The 19,084-nt window shown below is 39.4% G+C and carries 16 protein-coding genes and 1 tRNA gene; 8 read left to right on the top strand and 9 right to left on the bottom strand.

Going from position 1 to position 19,084, the window contains the following annotated elements:
* Nucleotides 1-6: 6 nt before the first annotated feature.
* The 6 genes from rsfS (at nucleotide 7) to EDC37_RS08605 (ending at nucleotide 6,794) form a co-directional block, all read left to right on the top strand.
* Nucleotides 7-387: a ribosome silencing factor gene (rsfS, locus tag EDC37_RS08630; RefSeq protein ID WP_132550419.1), complete on the top strand. Its 381-nt coding sequence runs from the start codon at nucleotides 7-9 to the stop codon at nucleotides 385-387.
* Nucleotides 377-1,279, top strand: coding sequence for a CvfB family protein (locus EDC37_RS08625; RefSeq protein ID WP_132550417.1), 903 nt, complete (start codon nucleotides 377-379; stop codon nucleotides 1,277-1,279). Before rsfS ends, EDC37_RS08625 begins: the two co-directional genes overlap by 11 nt.
* A 149-nt stretch (nucleotides 1,280-1,428) precedes the next feature.
* Nucleotides 1,429-2,382 (top strand): chemotaxis protein, encoded by a 954-nt coding sequence (locus EDC37_RS08620; RefSeq protein WP_132550415.1) that lies wholly within the window; start codon nucleotides 1,429-1,431, stop codon nucleotides 2,380-2,382.
* 392 nt (nucleotides 2,383-2,774) lie between these two features.
* Nucleotides 2,775-3,794 carry a zinc-binding alcohol dehydrogenase family protein gene (locus EDC37_RS08615; protein WP_132550413.1) on the top strand — a complete coding sequence of 340 codons (1,020 nt, stop codon included), beginning with the start codon at nucleotides 2,775-2,777 and terminating at the stop codon, nucleotides 3,792-3,794.
* A gap of 11 nt (nucleotides 3,795-3,805) precedes the next feature.
* A complete protein-coding gene (locus tag EDC37_RS08610) occupies nucleotides 3,806-5,293 on the top strand; it encodes a tagaturonate reductase (protein WP_132550411.1) in 1,488 nt (495 codons plus the stop codon).
* A 16-nt stretch (nucleotides 5,294-5,309) separates the two neighbouring features.
* On the top strand, nucleotides 5,310-6,794 hold the full coding sequence (locus tag EDC37_RS08605) for a UxaA family hydrolase (protein WP_132550409.1): 1,485 nt from the start codon (nucleotides 5,310-5,312) through the stop codon (nucleotides 6,792-6,794).
* A 35-nt stretch (nucleotides 6,795-6,829) separates the two neighbouring features.
* Here EDC37_RS08605 and EDC37_RS08600 read toward each other — a convergent pair whose 3' ends face one another.
* The 9 genes from EDC37_RS08600 to EDC37_RS08560 all read right to left on the bottom strand — a co-directional run bounded on the left by EDC37_RS08600 (nucleotide 6,830) and on the right by EDC37_RS08560 (nucleotide 17,646).
* The gene (locus EDC37_RS08600) at nucleotides 6,830-8,674 is read right to left on the bottom strand and encodes a sigma 54-interacting transcriptional regulator (protein WP_132550407.1); all 1,845 of its coding nucleotides are present in this window, start codon (nucleotides 8,672-8,674) and stop codon (nucleotides 6,830-6,832) included.
* 75 nt (nucleotides 8,675-8,749) lie between these two features.
* Nucleotides 8,750-10,174 (bottom strand): argininosuccinate lyase, encoded by a 1,425-nt coding sequence (argH, locus tag EDC37_RS08595; protein ID WP_132550405.1) that lies wholly within the window; start codon nucleotides 10,172-10,174, stop codon nucleotides 8,750-8,752.
* A gap of 5 nt (nucleotides 10,175-10,179) precedes the next feature.
* Nucleotides 10,180-11,394, bottom strand: coding sequence for an argininosuccinate synthase (locus EDC37_RS08590; protein WP_132550479.1), 1,215 nt, complete (start codon nucleotides 11,392-11,394; stop codon nucleotides 10,180-10,182).
* A 23-nt stretch (nucleotides 11,395-11,417) separates the two neighbouring features.
* Nucleotides 11,418-12,359 (bottom strand): ornithine carbamoyltransferase, encoded by a 942-nt coding sequence (gene argF / locus EDC37_RS08585; RefSeq protein WP_132550403.1) that lies wholly within the window; start codon nucleotides 12,357-12,359, stop codon nucleotides 11,418-11,420.
* 121 nt (nucleotides 12,360-12,480) lie between these two features.
* Nucleotides 12,481-13,674 carry an acetylornithine transaminase gene (locus EDC37_RS08580; protein WP_132550401.1) on the bottom strand — a complete coding sequence of 398 codons (1,194 nt, stop codon included), beginning with the start codon at nucleotides 13,672-13,674 and terminating at the stop codon, nucleotides 12,481-12,483.
* A gap of 32 nt (nucleotides 13,675-13,706) precedes the next feature.
* Nucleotides 13,707-14,597 (bottom strand): acetylglutamate kinase, encoded by an 891-nt coding sequence (gene argB / locus EDC37_RS08575; protein WP_132550399.1) that lies wholly within the window; start codon nucleotides 14,595-14,597, stop codon nucleotides 13,707-13,709.
* Between the two features lie 13 nt (nucleotides 14,598-14,610).
* Nucleotides 14,611-15,816: a bifunctional glutamate N-acetyltransferase/amino-acid acetyltransferase ArgJ gene (argJ, locus tag EDC37_RS08570; RefSeq protein WP_132550396.1), complete on the bottom strand. Its 1,206-nt coding sequence runs from the start codon at nucleotides 15,814-15,816 to the stop codon at nucleotides 14,611-14,613.
* Nucleotides 15,817-15,854: 38 nt separating this feature from the next.
* Complete coding sequence (argC, locus tag EDC37_RS08565; RefSeq protein WP_132550393.1) at nucleotides 15,855-16,889, bottom strand: N-acetyl-gamma-glutamyl-phosphate reductase; 1,035 nt, start codon at nucleotides 16,887-16,889, stop codon at nucleotides 15,855-15,857.
* 169 nt (nucleotides 16,890-17,058) lie between these two features.
* The gene (locus EDC37_RS08560; RefSeq protein ID WP_132550390.1) at nucleotides 17,059-17,646 is read right to left on the bottom strand and encodes a hypothetical protein; all 588 of its coding nucleotides are present in this window, start codon (nucleotides 17,644-17,646) and stop codon (nucleotides 17,059-17,061) included.
* Nucleotides 17,647-17,930: 284 nt separating this feature from the next.
* Here EDC37_RS08560 and EDC37_RS08555 point away from each other — a divergent pair.
* A tRNA-Cys gene (locus tag EDC37_RS08555) sits at nucleotides 17,931-18,005 on the top strand.
* Between the two features lie 302 nt (nucleotides 18,006-18,307).
* On the top strand, nucleotides 18,308-19,030 hold the full coding sequence (locus EDC37_RS08550; RefSeq protein ID WP_132550387.1) for an amino acid ABC transporter ATP-binding protein: 723 nt from the start codon (nucleotides 18,308-18,310) through the stop codon (nucleotides 19,028-19,030).
* Nucleotides 19,031-19,084: the final 54 nt, after the last annotated feature.

Raw genomic sequence — 19,084 nt, 5'->3', positions numbered from 1 at the left:
AAAGGTATGATTTTTATAATTAACTTAAAAAACAAAGATATAATAACACCGCTTGCCAAAAGCAAATTGATTGCCAAAGCGGCTGATGACAAAAAAGCTTCTCGTATCCTGATAATGGATATGCGGGAATTAACAACATCTACGGATTATTTTATTGTGTGTAACGGCGGTTCCAGCATTCAGGCAAAGGCAATAGCCGATAATATTGAAGAACAGCTTGGTTTAGCCGGCGAACACCTGCTGCATCGTGAAGGATATAAATCAGGTGAATGGATTTTATTGGATTTCGGTGATTGTGTAGCGCACATTTTCACTGAGGAAAGCCGAGAATTTTATGGATTGGAAAACCTCTGGGGGGACGCAGGGATCACAGAATATGAACAATAGAGACAATGATGCCGTAACTACTGTTAATATGTTCAAACCGAGCACGGTTGCTACCTTAAAAGTAGCCCGGAAAAATGAAATGGGTGCTTTTCTTGATGCCCAGACGGGCAATACCTCAAACGATATCCTGCTGCATAAAACCCAGCAGACAGCCCCTGTAGAAATTGGGGATATGGTCAAAGTCTTTTTGTACAAAGATCCTAAAGGTCGTCTTACAGCCAGTATGCGGGTTCCGCGTATGAAAGAAGGACAGATTGCCCGGCTGAAAGTAATAAATCTTTCAGAAGATGGTGCTTTTTTGGACGCTGGTGCAGAAAGAGGCATATTCCTTCCTTTTGCCGGAACACGCGGTGCACTTAAATTAGGGGATTATGTTTGGGCTAAATTATACACAGATAAATCAGGTCGTCTGGCTGTCACCATGAAGGTGGAAGATGAAATCCGCCGTGCCTCAAAATCTGCTATTGGTGCAGCGCATGTTGGTGATAAAATAGATGGCTCCGTTTATAATCTTACGGATAAGGGAGCATTTGTCTTCACTACCGAAAGATATATCGCTTTTATTCCGGAAAAAGAAATGGCTGAACATCCCCATGTAGGTGCTGAAGTAACTGCCAGAGTGACTTATATACGTGAGGACGGACGCCTTAATGCTTCCTTACGTCCCATTAAGGAAAAGGCGATCGACATTGATGCCGCAATGCTGCTCAAAGCAATCGCTGCGCATGACGGCAAAATCCCGTATGATGACAAAACACCACCCGAGATAATAAAAAACCGATTTCATATCAGTAAAGCCGCTTTTAAAAGGGCTGTCGGCCATTTATTAAAAAATGGCATTGTCATGGAAAAAGACGGCTGGCTTATTTTGGTTGATGACAAAAAAGATTAATAATAATTATCTTAGATAAATTAGAAGGATTTGCTTTGAAGTTACCGAATTATCAGGTAGAGGCTTTTTTATTCGATGCCAGTATGAAATGGATTAACATACGTATCATCGGATAGTAAATTGTATGACTAAACAGCGGAGGTATAAGCATGCAGAAATTGGAAGCGGAAGTATTGGACAGCAGCGAAAATAAAAAAGGGATTCTTCTGGAAAGCGGTACAAACGAATTTGAAATAGTTGAATTTAATATAGGTGATGTGTACTATGGCATCAATGTAGCTAAAGTTCGCGAAGTTATAACCAGAGTGCCAGTGACGGCGATGCCTTCAGCGCATCCCTTTATCGATGGACTTTTTACATTGCGCGGCAGAGCTATTCCGCTTGTAAATTTAGCGCGTGCCATAAAGGTCAAGGAATCCGAAGATCCTAAGAATATCATTGTCACCGAAATAAACAATTACAATATTGGCTTTTTGGTAGACAGTGTTTCGCGTATCCATCGTATTTCTTGGAAAAATATGGAACCTTCTCCAGAAGTCGGCAATGAAACGATGATCGTCGGCGTTATAAAAATGACCGATAAAATTGTTTTACTGCTGGATTTTGAAAGTATAATAGCTGAAATTAATACAGAAATAAACCATAAATTATCAACTGTAGACAAAGTAAGCAATTCAGTTGAGGCTGACCGCCGCAATAAACATATCGTCATTGCGGAAGATTCCAGAATGCTTCGCGACCTGCTGGTCGATACGCTTCATAAGTCCGGTTATGAATTTGTACGTGACTTTAACAACGGTAAATCTGCATACGAATATCTGCAAACATTAAAAGATGCAAACGGTCCCATCACAGACAATGTAAACATGGTGATTTCAGACATTGAAATGCCGCAGATGGATGGTCATCGCTTACTGAAACTTGTTCGGGAAGATAAAACATTAGGTAAAGTGCCTGTTATCCTCTTTTCATCATTAATAAATGAAGAAATGCGTTTAAAAGGTGAACGGCTTGGCGCAACTGCCCAGATTTCCAAACCGGAAATAGGCCAGCTTATTGATTTGATGGATGATATTATCTTTAAAGCAAAAAACCAAAAATAAACTGGTAAAACCGCAGTTACAAAATGCTGCGGTTTTATTTGTTTCTTTTACTGAATAATTGCAACTGATTCTGTAGCATATTTATATTACAAATGTGAAATTTATTTAATGCAAATATGAAACAGTTCGCTGGTTTTTAATAATTATTTTATTTTTTGAAGGCTTTAAAATAAAATTTGTTGAAATAATCAGATTAAATTGTTTTTTTAGATGTATCTCAGAAGTATTGTAAAATAAGGATATGCAGACGTTTTTTTGCAATATTATGAAATAGTCTCATCCTATTTTTTTATGTATAAAGATATTATGCTGGAAATTTAAAATATTTGGCATGGTATTTGCTCTATTATAAAATAAGAGCAATACATATAAAATATAGAGGTGCATTTTTTATGAAAACAGTAATTATTCCAGAACCGGGACAAGTAAAAATCATTGATACTCCCAATCCTGTACGTAAAAAAGGAGAAGCTTTACTAAAGATATTATACGGCGGTATCTGCGGCAGCGATTTAGGGACGTATCGTGGCACATTTGCTTATGCTTCCTATCCGCGTATACCTGGTCATGAGTTCTCTGCTGAAATAATTGAAATCGACGATAATGAATATAATTTATCAACAGGTATGATAGTAACCTGCAATCCTTATTTTAACTGCGGAAAATGTTATTCCTGCCAACGCGGTCTTGTTAACTGCTGCATCAGTAACGAAACTTTGGGTGCACAACGGGACGGTGCCTTTTCCGAATATATAACCATGCCTGTTGAACGCATATATGATGGTAAAGGATTACCAGCCAAAACACTGGCTTTGATTGAACCGTTTTGCATAAGCTACCATGGGGTAAGCCGCGCACATATCAAACCGGGCGATAATGTGCTTATCATCGGGGCAGGAACTATAGGCGCACTCGCTTCGATAGCCGCCAAAGCGGCTGGTGCCAATGTCTATATTGCCGATATTTCCCAACAAAAAATGGATTATGCCATAAAAACATTTCATCTTGACGGCGGTATCTTAAATAACGACCCAGAAAACTTTATGAACAAAGTAAAGGAAATAACAGACAACAAGCTTTTTGATGTCACCATTGAAGCAGTCGGCTTGCCCTCTACTTTCCAAAACTGTATTGATGCCGCTACTTTTGGTGGACGCATGGTACAGATAGGTGTAGGCAAACGCAAACAGGATTTTGATTTCACTTTATTACAAAAGAAAGAACTCAATGTCTTCGGTTCACGTAATGCTCTAAAAAAAGACTTCCTGGCTTTAATTGATTTAGTCAAAGGGGGCAGCGTAGATCTGCAAAAAATAGTTACTAATACTTATGCTTTAGCTGAAGCTGATAAGGCTTTTGCTGATTTCAGCAAAAATGCAGCATCTATGCTAAAGGTAGTAATAAAATTTTAGGAGTGTTTTATATGCAGAAATTAAATTTTACATCACATCCCGAATTAAAAAATGATTTACCCGAAAAGATAATTCAATTTGGTGAAGGCAATTTTCTACGCTGCTTTATTGATTGGATGATCCAGCAAATGAACAAGAAAAACATCTTCAACGGTCGGGTAGTAGCAGTACAGCCCACTCCCCATGGCCGCGTGGTTGGTAAGTTAAATGCCCAGGATGGTCTTTATACAACAATCTTACGAGGCGTACAAAATGGTAAAACGGTTAATGTAAAGGAAATCATTACTTCTGTAAGCCGTGGTATCAATCCTTATACAGATTGGCAGGAAGTCCTTAAATGCGCGGAAAACCCTGCTATAGAATATGTCTTTTCCAACACTACGGAAGCAGGCTTGGCATATAATGGTGACGATACGGCAGAAATGACACCGCCATTGTCGTTTCCTGCTAAACTGACACTTTACCTTTATCACCGGTATGAACATTTTGCCGGGGCTGCTGATAAAGGCATGGATATTATCCCATGTGAATTATTGGAAGCAAACGGTGAACTTCTAAAAAGCATTATTCTAAAGTACTGTGCCCAATGGAAACTGCCGGAAGGCTTTAAGACCTGGCTTAACAAATACAACACTTTTTATAATACATTAGTTGACCGTGTTGTAAGCGGTTATCCTAAGGATGAAGCAGAACAATTCGCCAAAGAACTCAAATACGATGATGCTTTACTTGTATGTGGTGAACCGTTCCATTTTTTTGCTATTGAAGGTGATGCCCGCTTACAGGAAAGACTGCCCTTGCAACAAGTTGACCTGAATGTTGTTGTCGAAAAAGATATAACAAAATACAGACAGCGGAAAGTCCGTCTTTTAAATGGTGGCCATACGGCCAATGTACCAGCAGCTTTTCTAGCCGGAATGAATACGGTAGCGGAAATGATGGAGAATACGACAACAGGCAGCTTTACATGCCATACTATACGAGATATTATTCTTCCTTCAGTAGATATGGATAAAAACATGCTCAGTGATTTCGCGGAAGCTGTCATTGAACGTTTCCAAAATCCATTTATAAAACATTATTTACTGAGTATTTTGCTCAATTCCACTTCTAAATTCAAGGTCAGAGTACTACCTTCCTTACTTGATTACCATAAAAAATACGGTAAATTCCCTGAAGAGCTATTGTTTGCCTTTGCAGCTTTTATCTATGTCTATAAACCCGTCCGTACAGCAGAAAATCATCTGTATGGGCAGCGTGACGGCAAAGAATATGAGCTCACCGATGATGAAAACAACATAAAAAAATTCGTTGCCGCATGGAAATTGTATGACGGTACACAAAAAGGAGCAGTAGCAACAGCCAAGGCAATTGTGGGTGATACTGACCTTTGGAATATAGACACTGCATTTTTAGAAAATATAACACAGGCTGTGGGTAAATATCTGTATCGTCTTGATACGGAAGGCAGTAAAGCCGTGATGGACTCACTGCTGTAAGGAGTAGATTATTGTTATGCGGGCATTACAAATAAATAAAGCAGATAATGCTGCTGTAGCTTTGGAAAATCTTCTTGAGGGAGACTGTATAGAAATAAATGGCCAAAAAATCATATTGCGTGATGATATTCATTTTGGCCATAAATTTGCCCTGCGAAATATAATAAAAGGGGAAAATATTATCAAATATGGTTTTCCCATAGGTCATGCCAGTAGTGACATACCTGCCGGTGCACACATACACACGCATAATGTAAAGACGAATCTGGGCGAGCTGCTTACCTATAAATACACACCGGTGAAACAAGCTACACTGCCCAAAAAGCAGGGGAGTTTTAAGGGTTATAAGCGTGGTGATGGTACAGTCGGTATCCGCAACCATATATTTATCGTTCCAACCGTCAACTGTGTTACCAGTACAATCAGGTTTTTAGAAAAAAAAGGCCGGGAATTATGCCAAAACTATGCGAATGTCGATGACTGCATCGCTGTAAGCCATCCTTATGGCTGTTCCCAAATAGGGGACGATTACCGTATGACACAGCGTATCCTGGCAGACATAGTAAAGCATCCCAACGCGGGAGCAGTGCTCGTCGTAGGCTTGGGTTGTGAAAATAATAATGTAGATGAATTTAAAAAAGTACTTGGTGAATTTGATGAAAGACGCGTAAAATTTCTTATCACCCAGGAAGTACCTGATGAAAATGCCGCAGGTGAGAAACTGCTGAAAGAATTAGCTGAATTTGCCAATGGTTATGAAAGGACAGAATGTCCGTTGACTGCATTGCGCATTGGTTTGAAATGTGGCGGGTCTGATGGACTTTCAGGCATTACTGCCAATCCGCTCATTGGCGCTTTGTCCGATCTTATGGTCGGCAGTGGTGCCACCACTATTTTGACAGAGGTGCCAGAAATGTTTGGCGCAGAAACACTTTTAATGAATCGTGCGGTTGATAAAAACGTATTTAATAACATTGTCGATTTAATAAATAATTTTAAAAAATACTTCAAACGATATGGGCAGGTTATTTCTGACAATCCATCCCCCGGAAATAAAAAAGGGGGGATAACCACCCTTGAAGACAAATCCCTCGGCTGCGTCCAAAAAGGCGGAACTGCCGCCATTACTAATGTACTTGATTATGCTGATACTATCAAAGGATCAGGCTTGCAGCTTCTCAATGCCCCCGGCAACGATTCAGTTTCGACCACTGCCCTTGCTGCGGCTGGCTGCCAATTAATACTATTTTCGACAGGACGCGGCACCCCTTGGGGCACGATTGTACCTGTTTTAAAAATAGCGACGAATCCAACTTTGGCAGAATATAAAGCCAATTGGATAGATTTTAATGCAGGCAAACTTCTACAAGGCTTATCATTAACTGAACTACGTGATAAACTTTTCACGCAAATATTGCAAACCGCCTCCGGTGAACTAACGAAATCAGAAAAAATGGATTTTCACGAAATCGCCATAATGAAGGATGGCGTTACTGAATAAAGGTAAAACTAGGCAAATAAATTTTATGCGGCATTTTATTTGCATTTTCGCCATAAAGTCACTCTGCTTATATTGAGCAGATGGCATACTTCTTCGGCAGAATATTTCTTTAATAATTGATGGATTATGTCTTTTTCCATGGTTTTTAAATCACCGCTTGCATTAATACTGAGTGTGCAATCAGCATCAATACTTTCAACATCATCGTCTAAAATGTCTTTTACCTGCTGAAGCGAAATATTCTTATTATAGTTGAACGCTATTACTTCTGCCGTATTTTTGAGTTCACGTACATTTCCATACCATGGATAATTTTGCAGATAAGCAGTTATTTTAGGCGGTAAAGTGACAGGAGTTTTATGCTGTACAGGCAGATAACGGTTTAAATAAAAATACAGCAGGGGCATTATATCTTCCTTGCGTTCACGAAGAGGTGGCAATGTAAGCCGCAGGACATTTATACGATAGTACAAGTCTTGCCGAAAAAGGCCATCCTTTATGAGCTGTTTCAAATTTTTATTGGTAGCACAGATAAGCCGTATATCAATAGGTAATATTTTATCGTCACCAATACGCATGATTTCCCGTTCCTGTAAAACACGTAAAAGGCGGCTTTGCATATCTAACGGCAGATCACCTATTTCATCAAGAAATATTGTTCCTGTATGGGCCATTTCAAATAAGCCTTTTTTACCAGAACGGCGTGCACCTGTAAAGGCGCCATCAACATAGCCAAATAGTTCCGATTCAATCAGCGTAGGTGGTAATGAAGCGCAATTTATTGATACAAATGGTTTATCACGGCGTGGGCTGGCATTGTGTATACTCTGTGCCAGTCCTTCTTTGCCTGTTCCTGTTTCACCATAAATGAGCACGGTAGATTTTGATTCTGCAAATTGGCGCGCTGTCGATAAGATATTTTCCATTTTTGTAGAAGAATATTTAATATCAGCGAAATTCTTTTTTGCATAAAGTCCTTTTTGATGAAGTGCAGAACGTATTTTCCTAGCTGAATTTTCAATATTACTGACTTTCTGAAAAATTAATATATCATTTTGGTATTCTTTAGTTATATTTAACTTTATAATGTCCAGTAAAACTTTTTCGGCATTTATTTCCAATATTTTCCCTTTGTATTCATCCAGCAATGTAGGGAATTTTCTTTGCCGGTCTGATGAAGAAAACAAAGGGCTGTTTTTTATTATGGACTGTCCTTCTTTATTAGAGAAAATAATATGCTGGTTTTGGTCGTAAACAATTATCCCTTCATCAATATTATCAATGATAGATTGCATTGTTTTTAAGCGCAGATGCTTTCCTTGTTCATAATTAGCAAGAGCAAGGGCTTCTTCTATCGCTTTACTGATAGAAATATCACCTGATGTGATATAGGCGCGGTTTTGTATATTTAATGAAGCGGCGGTCAAGATGGCCTTTATATCACCAGCAATACCATCAATACCTGTCTTATAAAGTTCTTTTACCTTTTTAATTATGTCACTATCATCGATACATGGGCATAATCTGACAGAAATCCCACCAAAATCAAACTTGATATTGGCATTCTCTATTATATTATTCGCTGATACGATCGCAATATTTTTACTGCCCTGCGTAATTAATTTTTGAACAGCTATACTTATATCTATAAAAGAAGTATGGATATCAACAATTATTTTATCAGTGCTTTGCTTGAGATCACGGGCTGTGCCGCCACGGCTTATAATTATCGACGCATTTCTGTAGGCAGTAGCAGCAATTCGTACGGCTTCTTGGTTGGAAGCGGTAATAACAGGAATGGATATCCCCATATACTCCAGTATATTCTGTGCATTATCGGCTATTTTTTGATGGGGTGCAATAAATAATATAGAATTCATAAAATAATAATCCTTTACTGAATTAAAAATGCACGCTTCATTGAACAGCGTGCATTTTCTTTATCAAAATACAAATCAAATCTTTATTTTTCTGGAACTATAAAAATCAAGTTGATCCTGCTGTTCTTTAAGGATCTGGTCTGCAGCGGTGAGCTGCATTTGTGTCTGTGCATACGATGTCCCGCCATAAGAGTTACGGTTCTTTACGCATGTTTCCGGCCTGATTGCTTCTTTTACATCTGGTTCAAACAATGCGGAGAGTTTTTTAAACTCTTCCATCGTCATATCTTCAAGCCATTTGTGCTGTTCAATACAATAATGCACTGCCTTGCCTGAAACAGAATGTGCCTGTCTAAAAGGCATACCTTTTTTTACAAGATAATCAGCAAGATCAGTAGCATTAGAAAAATCTTCCTGAACAGCCTTGAGCATTGTTTCTTTCTTCACTTTCATACCGCGAATAAGCTGCGCATAAACTGCCAGACTGAACTTTACTGTGTCGATAGTATCAAAAAGGCCTTCTTTATCTTCTTGCAGGTCTTTGTTGTATGCCAGCGGCAATCCTTTTACAGTGGTCAGCATAGCCATCAAATGCCCGATTGTCCGTCCTGCTTTACCACGGACAAGTTCTGATACATCAGGATTCTTTTTTTGTGGCATCATGCTCGACCCGGTACAATGTGCATCGTCCAATTCCACAAAAGAAAATTCACGAGAACACCATAAAACAATTTCTTCACTCAAACGGCTTAGATGAACCATGAGAATCGAAGCCGCCGCAAGAAATTCCATGATATAATCCCTGTCACTTACAGCATCAAGGCTGTTTGGATAAACTGCTGAAAAGTTAAGCTGCTTAGCAACCATTTGCCTGTCTATTGGAAATGTCGTTCCAGCAAGTGCCCCGGCACCGAGCGGCATTATATCGCAGCGTTCATACACGCCCTTGAAGCGTGAAAAATCGCGGCACAACATGGAAAAATAAGCGAGCATATGGTGTGAGAATAAAATGGGCTGTGCCCTTTGCAGATGAGTGTAGCCAGGCATAATAACGTCATCGTATTTACGTGCTGTTTCTACAAAAGCCTTTTGCAAATCTAAAATGAGCTTTGAAACATCGGCTGTTTCCTTACGTACATACATGTGTGTATCAAGTGCTACCTGGTCATTGCGGCTTCTTGCTGTATGTAGCCTGCCGCCTGCTTCCCCGATCCTATCGGTAAGTCTCTTTTCGATATTCATATGAATATCTTCCAAATCAATGGAAAAATCAAAGTTTCCAGCTTCTATATCAGCCAATATTGCTTTTAGGCCATCTGTTATTTTTTGGCAGTCATCATTTGAAATTATACCGCATTTTGCCAGCATACGGGCATGCGCTATGCTTCCGGCAATATCTTCATGGTACATCCGTTTGTCAAACTGAATGGAAGCCTGGAATTCATTTATCATTTCATCGGTGGATTTAGAGAACCTGCCACCCCATAATTGTTCACTCATACTATTTATTTACCTGTTTTTTCCTGCATCATAGCGCGAACCTTAAGCGGTAGGCCAAAAAGATTAATGAATCCGGTAGCATCTGCCTGATCATATACATCATCAGCTTCAAATGTAACAAAATCATGGCTGTACAAGGAATACGGTGATTTTGCACCAGCAGATATAATATTTCCTTTATACAGTTTCAGCTGTACGGTGCCGGTAACAGTTTCCTGTGTGCTGTCGACAAAAGCAGCCAAAGCTTCACGGAGCTGGCTAAACCACATTCCATCATAAACGAGTTCGCCATAACGAATGGCAACTGTTTCCTTATAGTGGAAAGTTTGACGGTCTAAGCACAGATATTCAAGTTCTCTATGTGCATAATATAAGAGTGCTCCGCCTGGATTTTCATAAACGCCACGGGACTTCATACCTACAAGACGGTTTTCAACAATATCTGTAATGCCAATACCGTTTTTAGCACCAATTTTATTTAATTTATTGAGCAATGCAACTGCATCAAGCGTTTCACCGTTCACTGCGACAGGAATACCCTTTTTAAAATCAATAGATATATATTCTGGTTTGTCAGGAGCGTCTTCCGGTGCTTTGGAAATGAGGAACATACTGTTTTTAGGTGCATTCCAAGGATCTTCAAGATCAGAACCTTCATGGCTCAAATGCCAAATATTTCTATCCATGCTGTAGGTTTTATTTTCTGTGGCAACAGGAATATCATGTTTATTGGCATAGACTATTTCGTCTTCACGTGATCTCAATGTCCATTCACGCCACGGAGCGATTATTTTTATATTCGGTGCTAATGCTTTAACCGTTAATTCAAAACGAACCTGGTCATTACCTTTTCCTGTGGCACCATGGGCAATTGCATCAGCATTTTCTTCTTTAGCTATTTCGACAAGGCGTTTAGCTATCAAAGGACGGGCAAATGATGTGCCGAGCAGATATTTGCCTTCATATACAGCACCGGCCTTTAATGTCGACCATACATAATTTTCAAGAAAATCCTGAGTAAGATGTTCTATATAAACTTTAGAAGCGCCTGATTTCAATGCCTTGTCATGGACTACATTCAGTTCATCACCCTGGCCAATGTCAGCACATACAGCGATAACTTCGCAACCGCCATAATTTTCTTTAAGCCAAGGAATAATAACAGATGTATCAAGACCGCCTGAATAAGCGAGTACAACTTTTTTTACTTGTTCCATAATGAACACTCCTTAAATTTTTATTATTAATGATGATGGTCGCCCATTAAAAGAGCCATAATAGCTTTTTGTGTATGAAGACGATTTTCGGCCTCATCAAAAATTTCATCAGCATGTGCTTCTAAAACTTCATCAGTTATTTCTTCACCGCGGTGAGCTGGTAGACAATGAAGCACCATTGCCCGTTTGTCAGCATGTTTTAGAAGATCAGTATTTATTTGGTAACCTTGGAAAATTTTTACTCTTGCATCATGTTCAGCTTCTTGTCCCATGCTCGCCCATACATCGGTGTATAAAACATCAGCATCCTTCGCTGCCGCTGCTGCATCATTCGTAACTGTCACTGTTGCTCCGGTTTCTGCTGCGTCCGCTTTAGCATTTACCAATATTTCAGCATTTGGTTCATAGCCTTTTGGTGTAGCCGCGACAAAATTTATACCTGTTTTCGCACAGGCAAACATTAGGGAATGAGCCATATTGTTACCATCGCCAATATAAGCCATCTTCAATCCCTTTAAATTTTTACCTTTATGTTCACGGATAGTCAACAGATCAGTCAGTGCCTGACATGGATGGAGCAGGTCAGTCAATGCATTTATGACTGGAATGTCAGCATAACGGGCAAATTCTTCTACCTTTTCGTGTGCAAAAGTGCGGATCATAATGCCGTCGAGATAACGGGAAAGGACTCTTGCGGTATCTTTTATCGGTTCTCCGCGGCCAATCTGCAGATCACGATTGGAAAGGAAAAGTGCCTGTCCACCAAGCTGATACATACCAGTTTCGAAAGAAACCCGCGTACGTGTAGACGATTTTTCAAAAATCATGCCCAGCGTTTTTCCCTCCAGTAAATGATGTTCAATACCGGCTTTTTGCATCGCTTTTAATTCCTGGGCAAGTGTTAGTATTTCTTCTACTTCTTCAACTGTCAAATCATGTATCGATAATAAATCTTTACATGAAAGCATATAAAAACCTCCTTGATAACGTATGGTTATATTTTAATTAAAAATATTCATTTTGTAAAATGTATATTACAATTTTTTTTGCTGTATCCATAAAAATTTATCTTTGTGTGCATAAATTTTTTTAGTTGTGTTTAGCTAAAACTTTATCAAGGACCGGTATCAATTCATCAACATGCTGCTTAGTTATGATCAACGGCGGCACGAAACGCAGCACATTACCCGCTGTGCAGTTTATTATCATACCTTCCTTAAGGCATTCATCGACTATAGCTCTTCCCGGTTGGGTGATTTCCATGCCGATCATCAGACCGCGCCCACGCACTTCTTTGATAAGTGCCGGATATTTACGCTGCAAGCCTTTGAGTTGCTCGGTTAAATACGCCCCAACTGCCTTTGCATTTTCCATAAGTCCGTTATGTTGTATAGCATTAAGCACCACATTCGCAGCTGCGCAAGCGAGCGGGTTGCCGCCAAATGTAGTACCATGGTCACCAGGATGAAAAGCTGCTGCGATCTTATTGCTCGTCATAAAAGCCCCTATGGGAACACCGCCGGCTAAGCCTTTGGCCAATGTAACGATGTCAGCTTTTACGCCAAATTGTTCATAAGCAAAAAAGGTACCGGTACGTCCCATCCCACACTGTATTTCGTCAAAAATAAGCAAGGCATTATATTTGTCACAGAGAGCACGTACTTTTTGCAGATAGTCTGCATCGGGAACATGCACGCCGCCTTCTCCTTGGATTGCTTCAAGCATAACCGCACATGTTTTATCGTCCATTTTTTCTTCAAGTTGTTTTATATTATTGAAGTCAACATGGGTAAAACCATCTGGCAAAGGGCCAAAACCTTCATGGTATTTAGGCTGGCCTGTAGCTGTAAGGGTAGCAATAGTACGTCCATGAAAACTGTTATTGGCAGCTATTATAAGCGATTTATCCGGGTCAGACATATGCGCGTATTTTCTCGCAAGTTTTATTGCGCCTTCATTGGCTTCTGCTCCAGAATTACCAAAAAACACTCTGTCCATACCGCTTACTTTGCTTAATTGGCAAGCGGCCTTAGCTTGTGCTTCCGTATAATAAAGGTTGGAACAATGGATCATTTTTGCTGCCTGTGTGCTTATCGCCTGGACGAGTGCCGGATGATTATGTCCCAACACATTTACGGCAATACCGCCCAAATAATCAAGATATTTTTTACCCTGTGTATCATATACATATGGGCCTTCACCATGGTCAAGAATTATTTTATAACGGGTAAAAACAGGAAGATAATGTGCCGCGTCTTCACTGTATATTTCTTCATCATTCATTTTAAAAACCTCCTAAAGGAATAAGATCTTTTTTAACGTATCACTTGTGTGCCAATACCCTGCGAGGTAAACAGTTCCAAGATTAAGGAATGTGCCTGCCGCCCATCAATAATGCTTGCCTTACCGGTACCTTTAGCTAATGAACATAGGCATGCCTCCACTTTAGGGATCATACCACCATTTATTTCTCGCTTATTGATCATGTCCTGCACCTGTTTTTGCGTCAAAGTGGAAAGGAAGGTACTCTTATCATTATAATCGCGATAAATACCCTCAACATCCGTCAAAAGCAACAGCTTTTCCGCCTGCATGGCACCCGCGATTTCCGCTGCGACATAGTCAGCATTTATATTATAGCTGGCGCCATCTTCTCCAGTACCTATCGGCGCTATTACAGGCACATAATTTTTATCAAGAAGATCATTTAACAATCCACTATTTATTTTTTCTATTTGACCGACAAAACCAATATCAACTTCTCCGGTGCTGCCATTTTCATTATGTATGACAGCTTTTTTCTTCTTTGCTAAGATCAGGTCAGCGTCTTTACCACTGAGGCCAACAGCATTGACATGAAGATGGTTTAACCTGCTGACAATTTCCGAATTGATTTTGCCTACTAGTACCATTTCCGCGATCTGGACTGTTTCCTTATCTGTTACACGCAGGCCACTGACAAAACGAGATGTTTTGCCGAACTTTTGCAGAAAACCCGTTATGTCAGGACCGCCGCCGTGCACTATTATAGGGCGGATACCTACATATTTCATCAAGACAATATCATGCATTACCTTATTTTTTAAATCATCATTGATCATGGCGTTGCCACCGTATTTGATGACAATAGTCTTCCCATAAAATTTTTGGATATACGGTAACGCATCAACTAAGATGGAGGCTTTCACTTCGGCAGAAAATTCCATAGTCGCCAACTCCTCAGGTATGGTATTCACCATTTATTTTCACGTATTCATAAGAAAGGTCACAAGACCATACAGTGGCATCAGTTGAGCCTATATTAAGATCAATATCAATTACAATATCATGTTCCGCCATCACTTTTTGTAAGGCTTTTTTATCAAAGGCGGCTCCTGTACCATCGGCATAAACTGTTATATTGCCGAATTTAACCACGGTTTTTTCAGGAACCATGTCCGCTCCAGAATAGCCTGCGGCACAGAGAACACGTCCCCAGTTAGGATCCTGGCCGAAAAATGCTGTTTTTACCAATGGGGAGTTGGCTATGGACATGCCAACCTTTTTGGCATCAGCAAAATTTTTGGCATTATGGATATTAATTGTCAAGAACTTAGTAGCGCCTTCACCATCAGCAGCTACTTTTTGCGCCATCTTGCAGCAAAGTTCCGCTAAAGCATTATAAAAGATTTTAAAGTCTTCATCATCCTTAACGATCTTACGGTTGCCTGCTTGCCCGTTAGCTAAGACTACGACCATGTCATTTGTGCTCATGTCGCCATCTACAGAAATCATGTTAAATGATTTTTCAATTATCGCCGACAAGGCCAGCTGCAACCGAACTTGGTCTATATTGGCATCAGTTGTAATAAAGCAAAGCATTGTTGCCATGTTGGGCTGAATCATACCAGCGCCTTTTGCGATTGCACCAATGTGTACTTCTTTACCATCTATAATAATATCAGTAGTTAATGACTTTATATAAGTATCAGTAGTAATGATAGCATTAGCAGCATCTTTACTACCGTTTTCGTCGAGTGCAGCTGCCGCAGTTTTTATACCAGTTGCAATCTTATCCATTGGCAGTGTAACACCTATCACACCAGTAGAAGCGACGATAACGTCATCAGCGGTTATACCGAGCTGTGCCGCCGCCAAAGCTGCTGTCTTTTCTGCATCGTCCATTCCCTGTTGGCCAGTACATGCGTTAGCGCAGCCGGAATTGGCAACTATTGCTTTTGCACTGCCGGATTTTACTACTTTCTTGGAAACATAAACGGGAGCTGCCGCAACTTTATTTTGGGTAAATGTACCTGCTACAGCTGCATCGGTATCACTTACGATAAGGGCAAAGTCAGGATTGCCACTTTTTTTTATACCTGCCTTTACGCCTGCTGCTTTAAATCCTTTTGCGTATGTTACCCCGGCTTTATCTTCTTTAACCATTTAAAAACCTCCAGTATATTTATGTTACTTAATGTCTATTATGGATACATCGGCGTCATTGACAACCCTGTTTTTTCATCGAAACCACAGGCAATGTTGAAATTTTGGACTGCCTGTCCTGCAGCACCTTTAACCAAATTATCTATTGCCGATAAAACAATCACACGGCCGGTTCGCTTATCTACCTGCCAGCCTATATCACAATAATTAGAACCGCGTACATTCTTTGTTGTCGGATATGCACCACGTCCTAGCAGGCGAATAAAAAATTCTGACGCATATAATTGATTGAAAGCGTCATCAACTTTTTCAGCAGTCACACCAGGTAACAGCTTAGCATAGCATGTACTTAAAATACCGCGTGCCATTGGTAGCAAATGGGGTGTGAAATTGAGAATTACATTTTTACCGACTAAAGAAGAAAGTTCCTGTTCGATTTCCGGTGTATGTCTATGTGAAGCTACGCCATATGCCTTAAAGTTATCATATAGTTCCGGTAACTGATTGGCCACTACAGCTGACCGACCTGCACCGGAAGCACCTGACTTAGCATCAATGATTATTGTTGACGGATCTATTAAATGCTGTTTTACAAGCGGGGCAAGCGCTAAAATACTAGCAGTTGGATAACAACCGGCATTGCCGATAATTTTAGCTGTCTTTATTTCCTGTCTATGCAGCTCAGCAAGCCCATAAACACGGGCAGTATTTTTATGAATATGTTTTACTTTATACCATTCTTCATAAGTAGCAGTGTCTGCGAAACGGTAATCAGCACCAAGGTCAATAATCCGTGTTTTTGTATTTTCAAGTGCTTTACCGACCTGCATAGCATGTCCATGCGGCAGACAGATAAAGATAAAATCACTTGCAGCCGCAATTTTTTCAATGTTATCAATACTTATTAGCACTTGGTCATAGATGCCACGCAAATGACCATATATATCCGATATTTTTTTGCCAGTACTGCCCTCTGAGGTAAGATATGCAATGTCAACTTCAGGATGATTATGAAGTATGCGCAACAGCTCAACTCCTGCATAACCGGTAGCACCCAGTATACTAACCTGCATACAATAAACCAGCTCCTTTTTTAATTTACTTATAATTATACAACTTTTATGCAAAAAATTGCAACAATCTTCTCGATAAAACTTTTAAAAACTTCTATAAAAAGGCCGTTGCATAAATTATCATCTATACAACGACCTTTTCTCCAAACGGGGTCTATAATTTTTTATATTACTTTTTCTTGTCAGTATTTTCGCTGTGCTGTCCCTTTATGGAATCACTGAGACCTTTGTAAAAAAGTTTATTAAAAGACGTATAGGATTTAATATTGTTATCACTTTGGCCGCCACCGATTACTTCATAAGAATAGAGATAAGCATCATTTTTTGCTGAATAAAGGTCGTAAAAGACAACAACGCGATTGTCATTGGCAACCGTTACTACTAAATAAGCATCAGCATATTTTGCCGCGTTTTCTTTAAAAAGTTTCTTCGCGGTATTTTTGTCTGTACTCTGTAAATCGACATTGTTTTCTTTCTTTACATTAGAAGCAATAATAGAATAAGGGATCACGGTCACATTTTGTAAATCTTTAGAATCAAAACCTGACTGGGCAACTGCCGCTGTCAAATCAGCTACGGTCGGCCCGTTGCCTGTCTGGACATAATTAGGTGCGGCAACGGCAATGGTATGGATCGATGCCAAATCAAAAGAATCATCCATAACAGTTGCCTTTGTTATCGGTGCCGCAAATACTGTAGCTAACGAAAAGAAAAGAGTCAAAACTGCCAAGCTTGATATTCTTATTGCATACTTCAAAAAAATACCCCCTAGGTTTGTCTTTACTAAGTTTAATTACATAGTTAAGTATAACTATTAAACTATATGCCGTCAATTAATTATAAACGTATATAAATCATTTAGGAAAATTTTGCATAAAAATATAGTTGAATTGATTTTATAGTAGTATAATGTCAATAGTATTTAATATAAGTTAATTAAGAATGATTTATATATATTTAATTTCAACCTGCTTTTAAGTAGAAAATAAAAAACATGTTGACAAAGGCAGAAAAATTATATATAATGATACACGTTCTAGCGGCGACATAGCCAAGTGGTAAGGCAGAGGTCTGCAAAACCTTTATTCCCCAGTTCAAGTCTGGGTGTCGCCTCCATATAGTTAATTAGAGAGAAGCGTAGTCTTCTCTTTTTGTATATTTACACGAGACAAATATCGCATTACTACCTTAAACGGCAGTAATGCGATATTTAAGATATAAGCTATTAGTCTCATTAATATGCTTTTTTATATATAATAAAGCTAAAAAATTAATATATTTAGCTTATATGAATGTATTGACAAAATATATTCGATGATTTATACTTATTTCATACTTAAGCGATGGCGCTATGACCTGTGATGGGTCGCGGCGCTTTTTTTTATATTTTTATACTTTTAGAGAAAAGGGGGAGGACAATGATACATTTAATTGGTGTTAATAAATATTTTGGCAATAATCATGTTCTAAAAGATATAAATTTACATGTAAAACCAGGAGAAAAAGTAGTTGTCATCGGGCCGAGCGGCTCTGGTAAAAGTACGATGATAAGATGTATCAATCAGCTGGAAAAACCAGACAGCGGCGACGTTATTGTTGACGGTATTAATTTGATAAAATCAAAAGCACAACTAAAAAAAATACGCCAAGAAGCAGCTATGGTTTTTCAGCAGTTTAATTTATATCCTCATAAAACAGTATTGGAAAATTTAACTATAGCACCTATCCTTGTCCAAGGGAAAAATAGAGATGAGGCAGAACAAACTGGATTGGAATTTCTCGCCAGAGTCGGTTTAAAAGACAAAGCTGGTGCTTATCCATCACAACTTTCCGGTGGCCAGCAACAGCGTGTTGCCATCGCCCGGGCACTGAACATGCATCCCAAAATAATGTTGTTCGATGAACCGACCTCAGCTTTAGATCCTGAAATGATAAAGGAAGTACTTGATGTTATGGTCGATCTTGCACACAGCGGTATTACTATGGTTTGTGTCACGCATGAAATGGGTTTTGCCCGCGAAGTGGCTGACCATGTTATCTTTATGGCTGATGGGCAGATATTGGAAACAGGAACACCCGCTGCTTTCTTTGACAATCCGCAAAACGAAAGGGCTAAACAATTTCTCAGCAAGATTTTGTAATGCTATTATTGCGGTTTTATATGTTCCGGCCAACATGCCGGCCGGGTAAAAATA

The sequence above is a fragment of the Pectinatus cerevisiiphilus genome (genome assembly GCF_004341685.1).
GTDB classification, from domain to species: domain Bacteria; phylum Bacillota; class Negativicutes; order Selenomonadales; family Selenomonadaceae; genus Pectinatus; species Pectinatus cerevisiiphilus.
The sequence above is the reverse complement of the archived record's forward strand: the minus strand, read 5'-3'. Positions and strand labels throughout refer to the sequence as shown.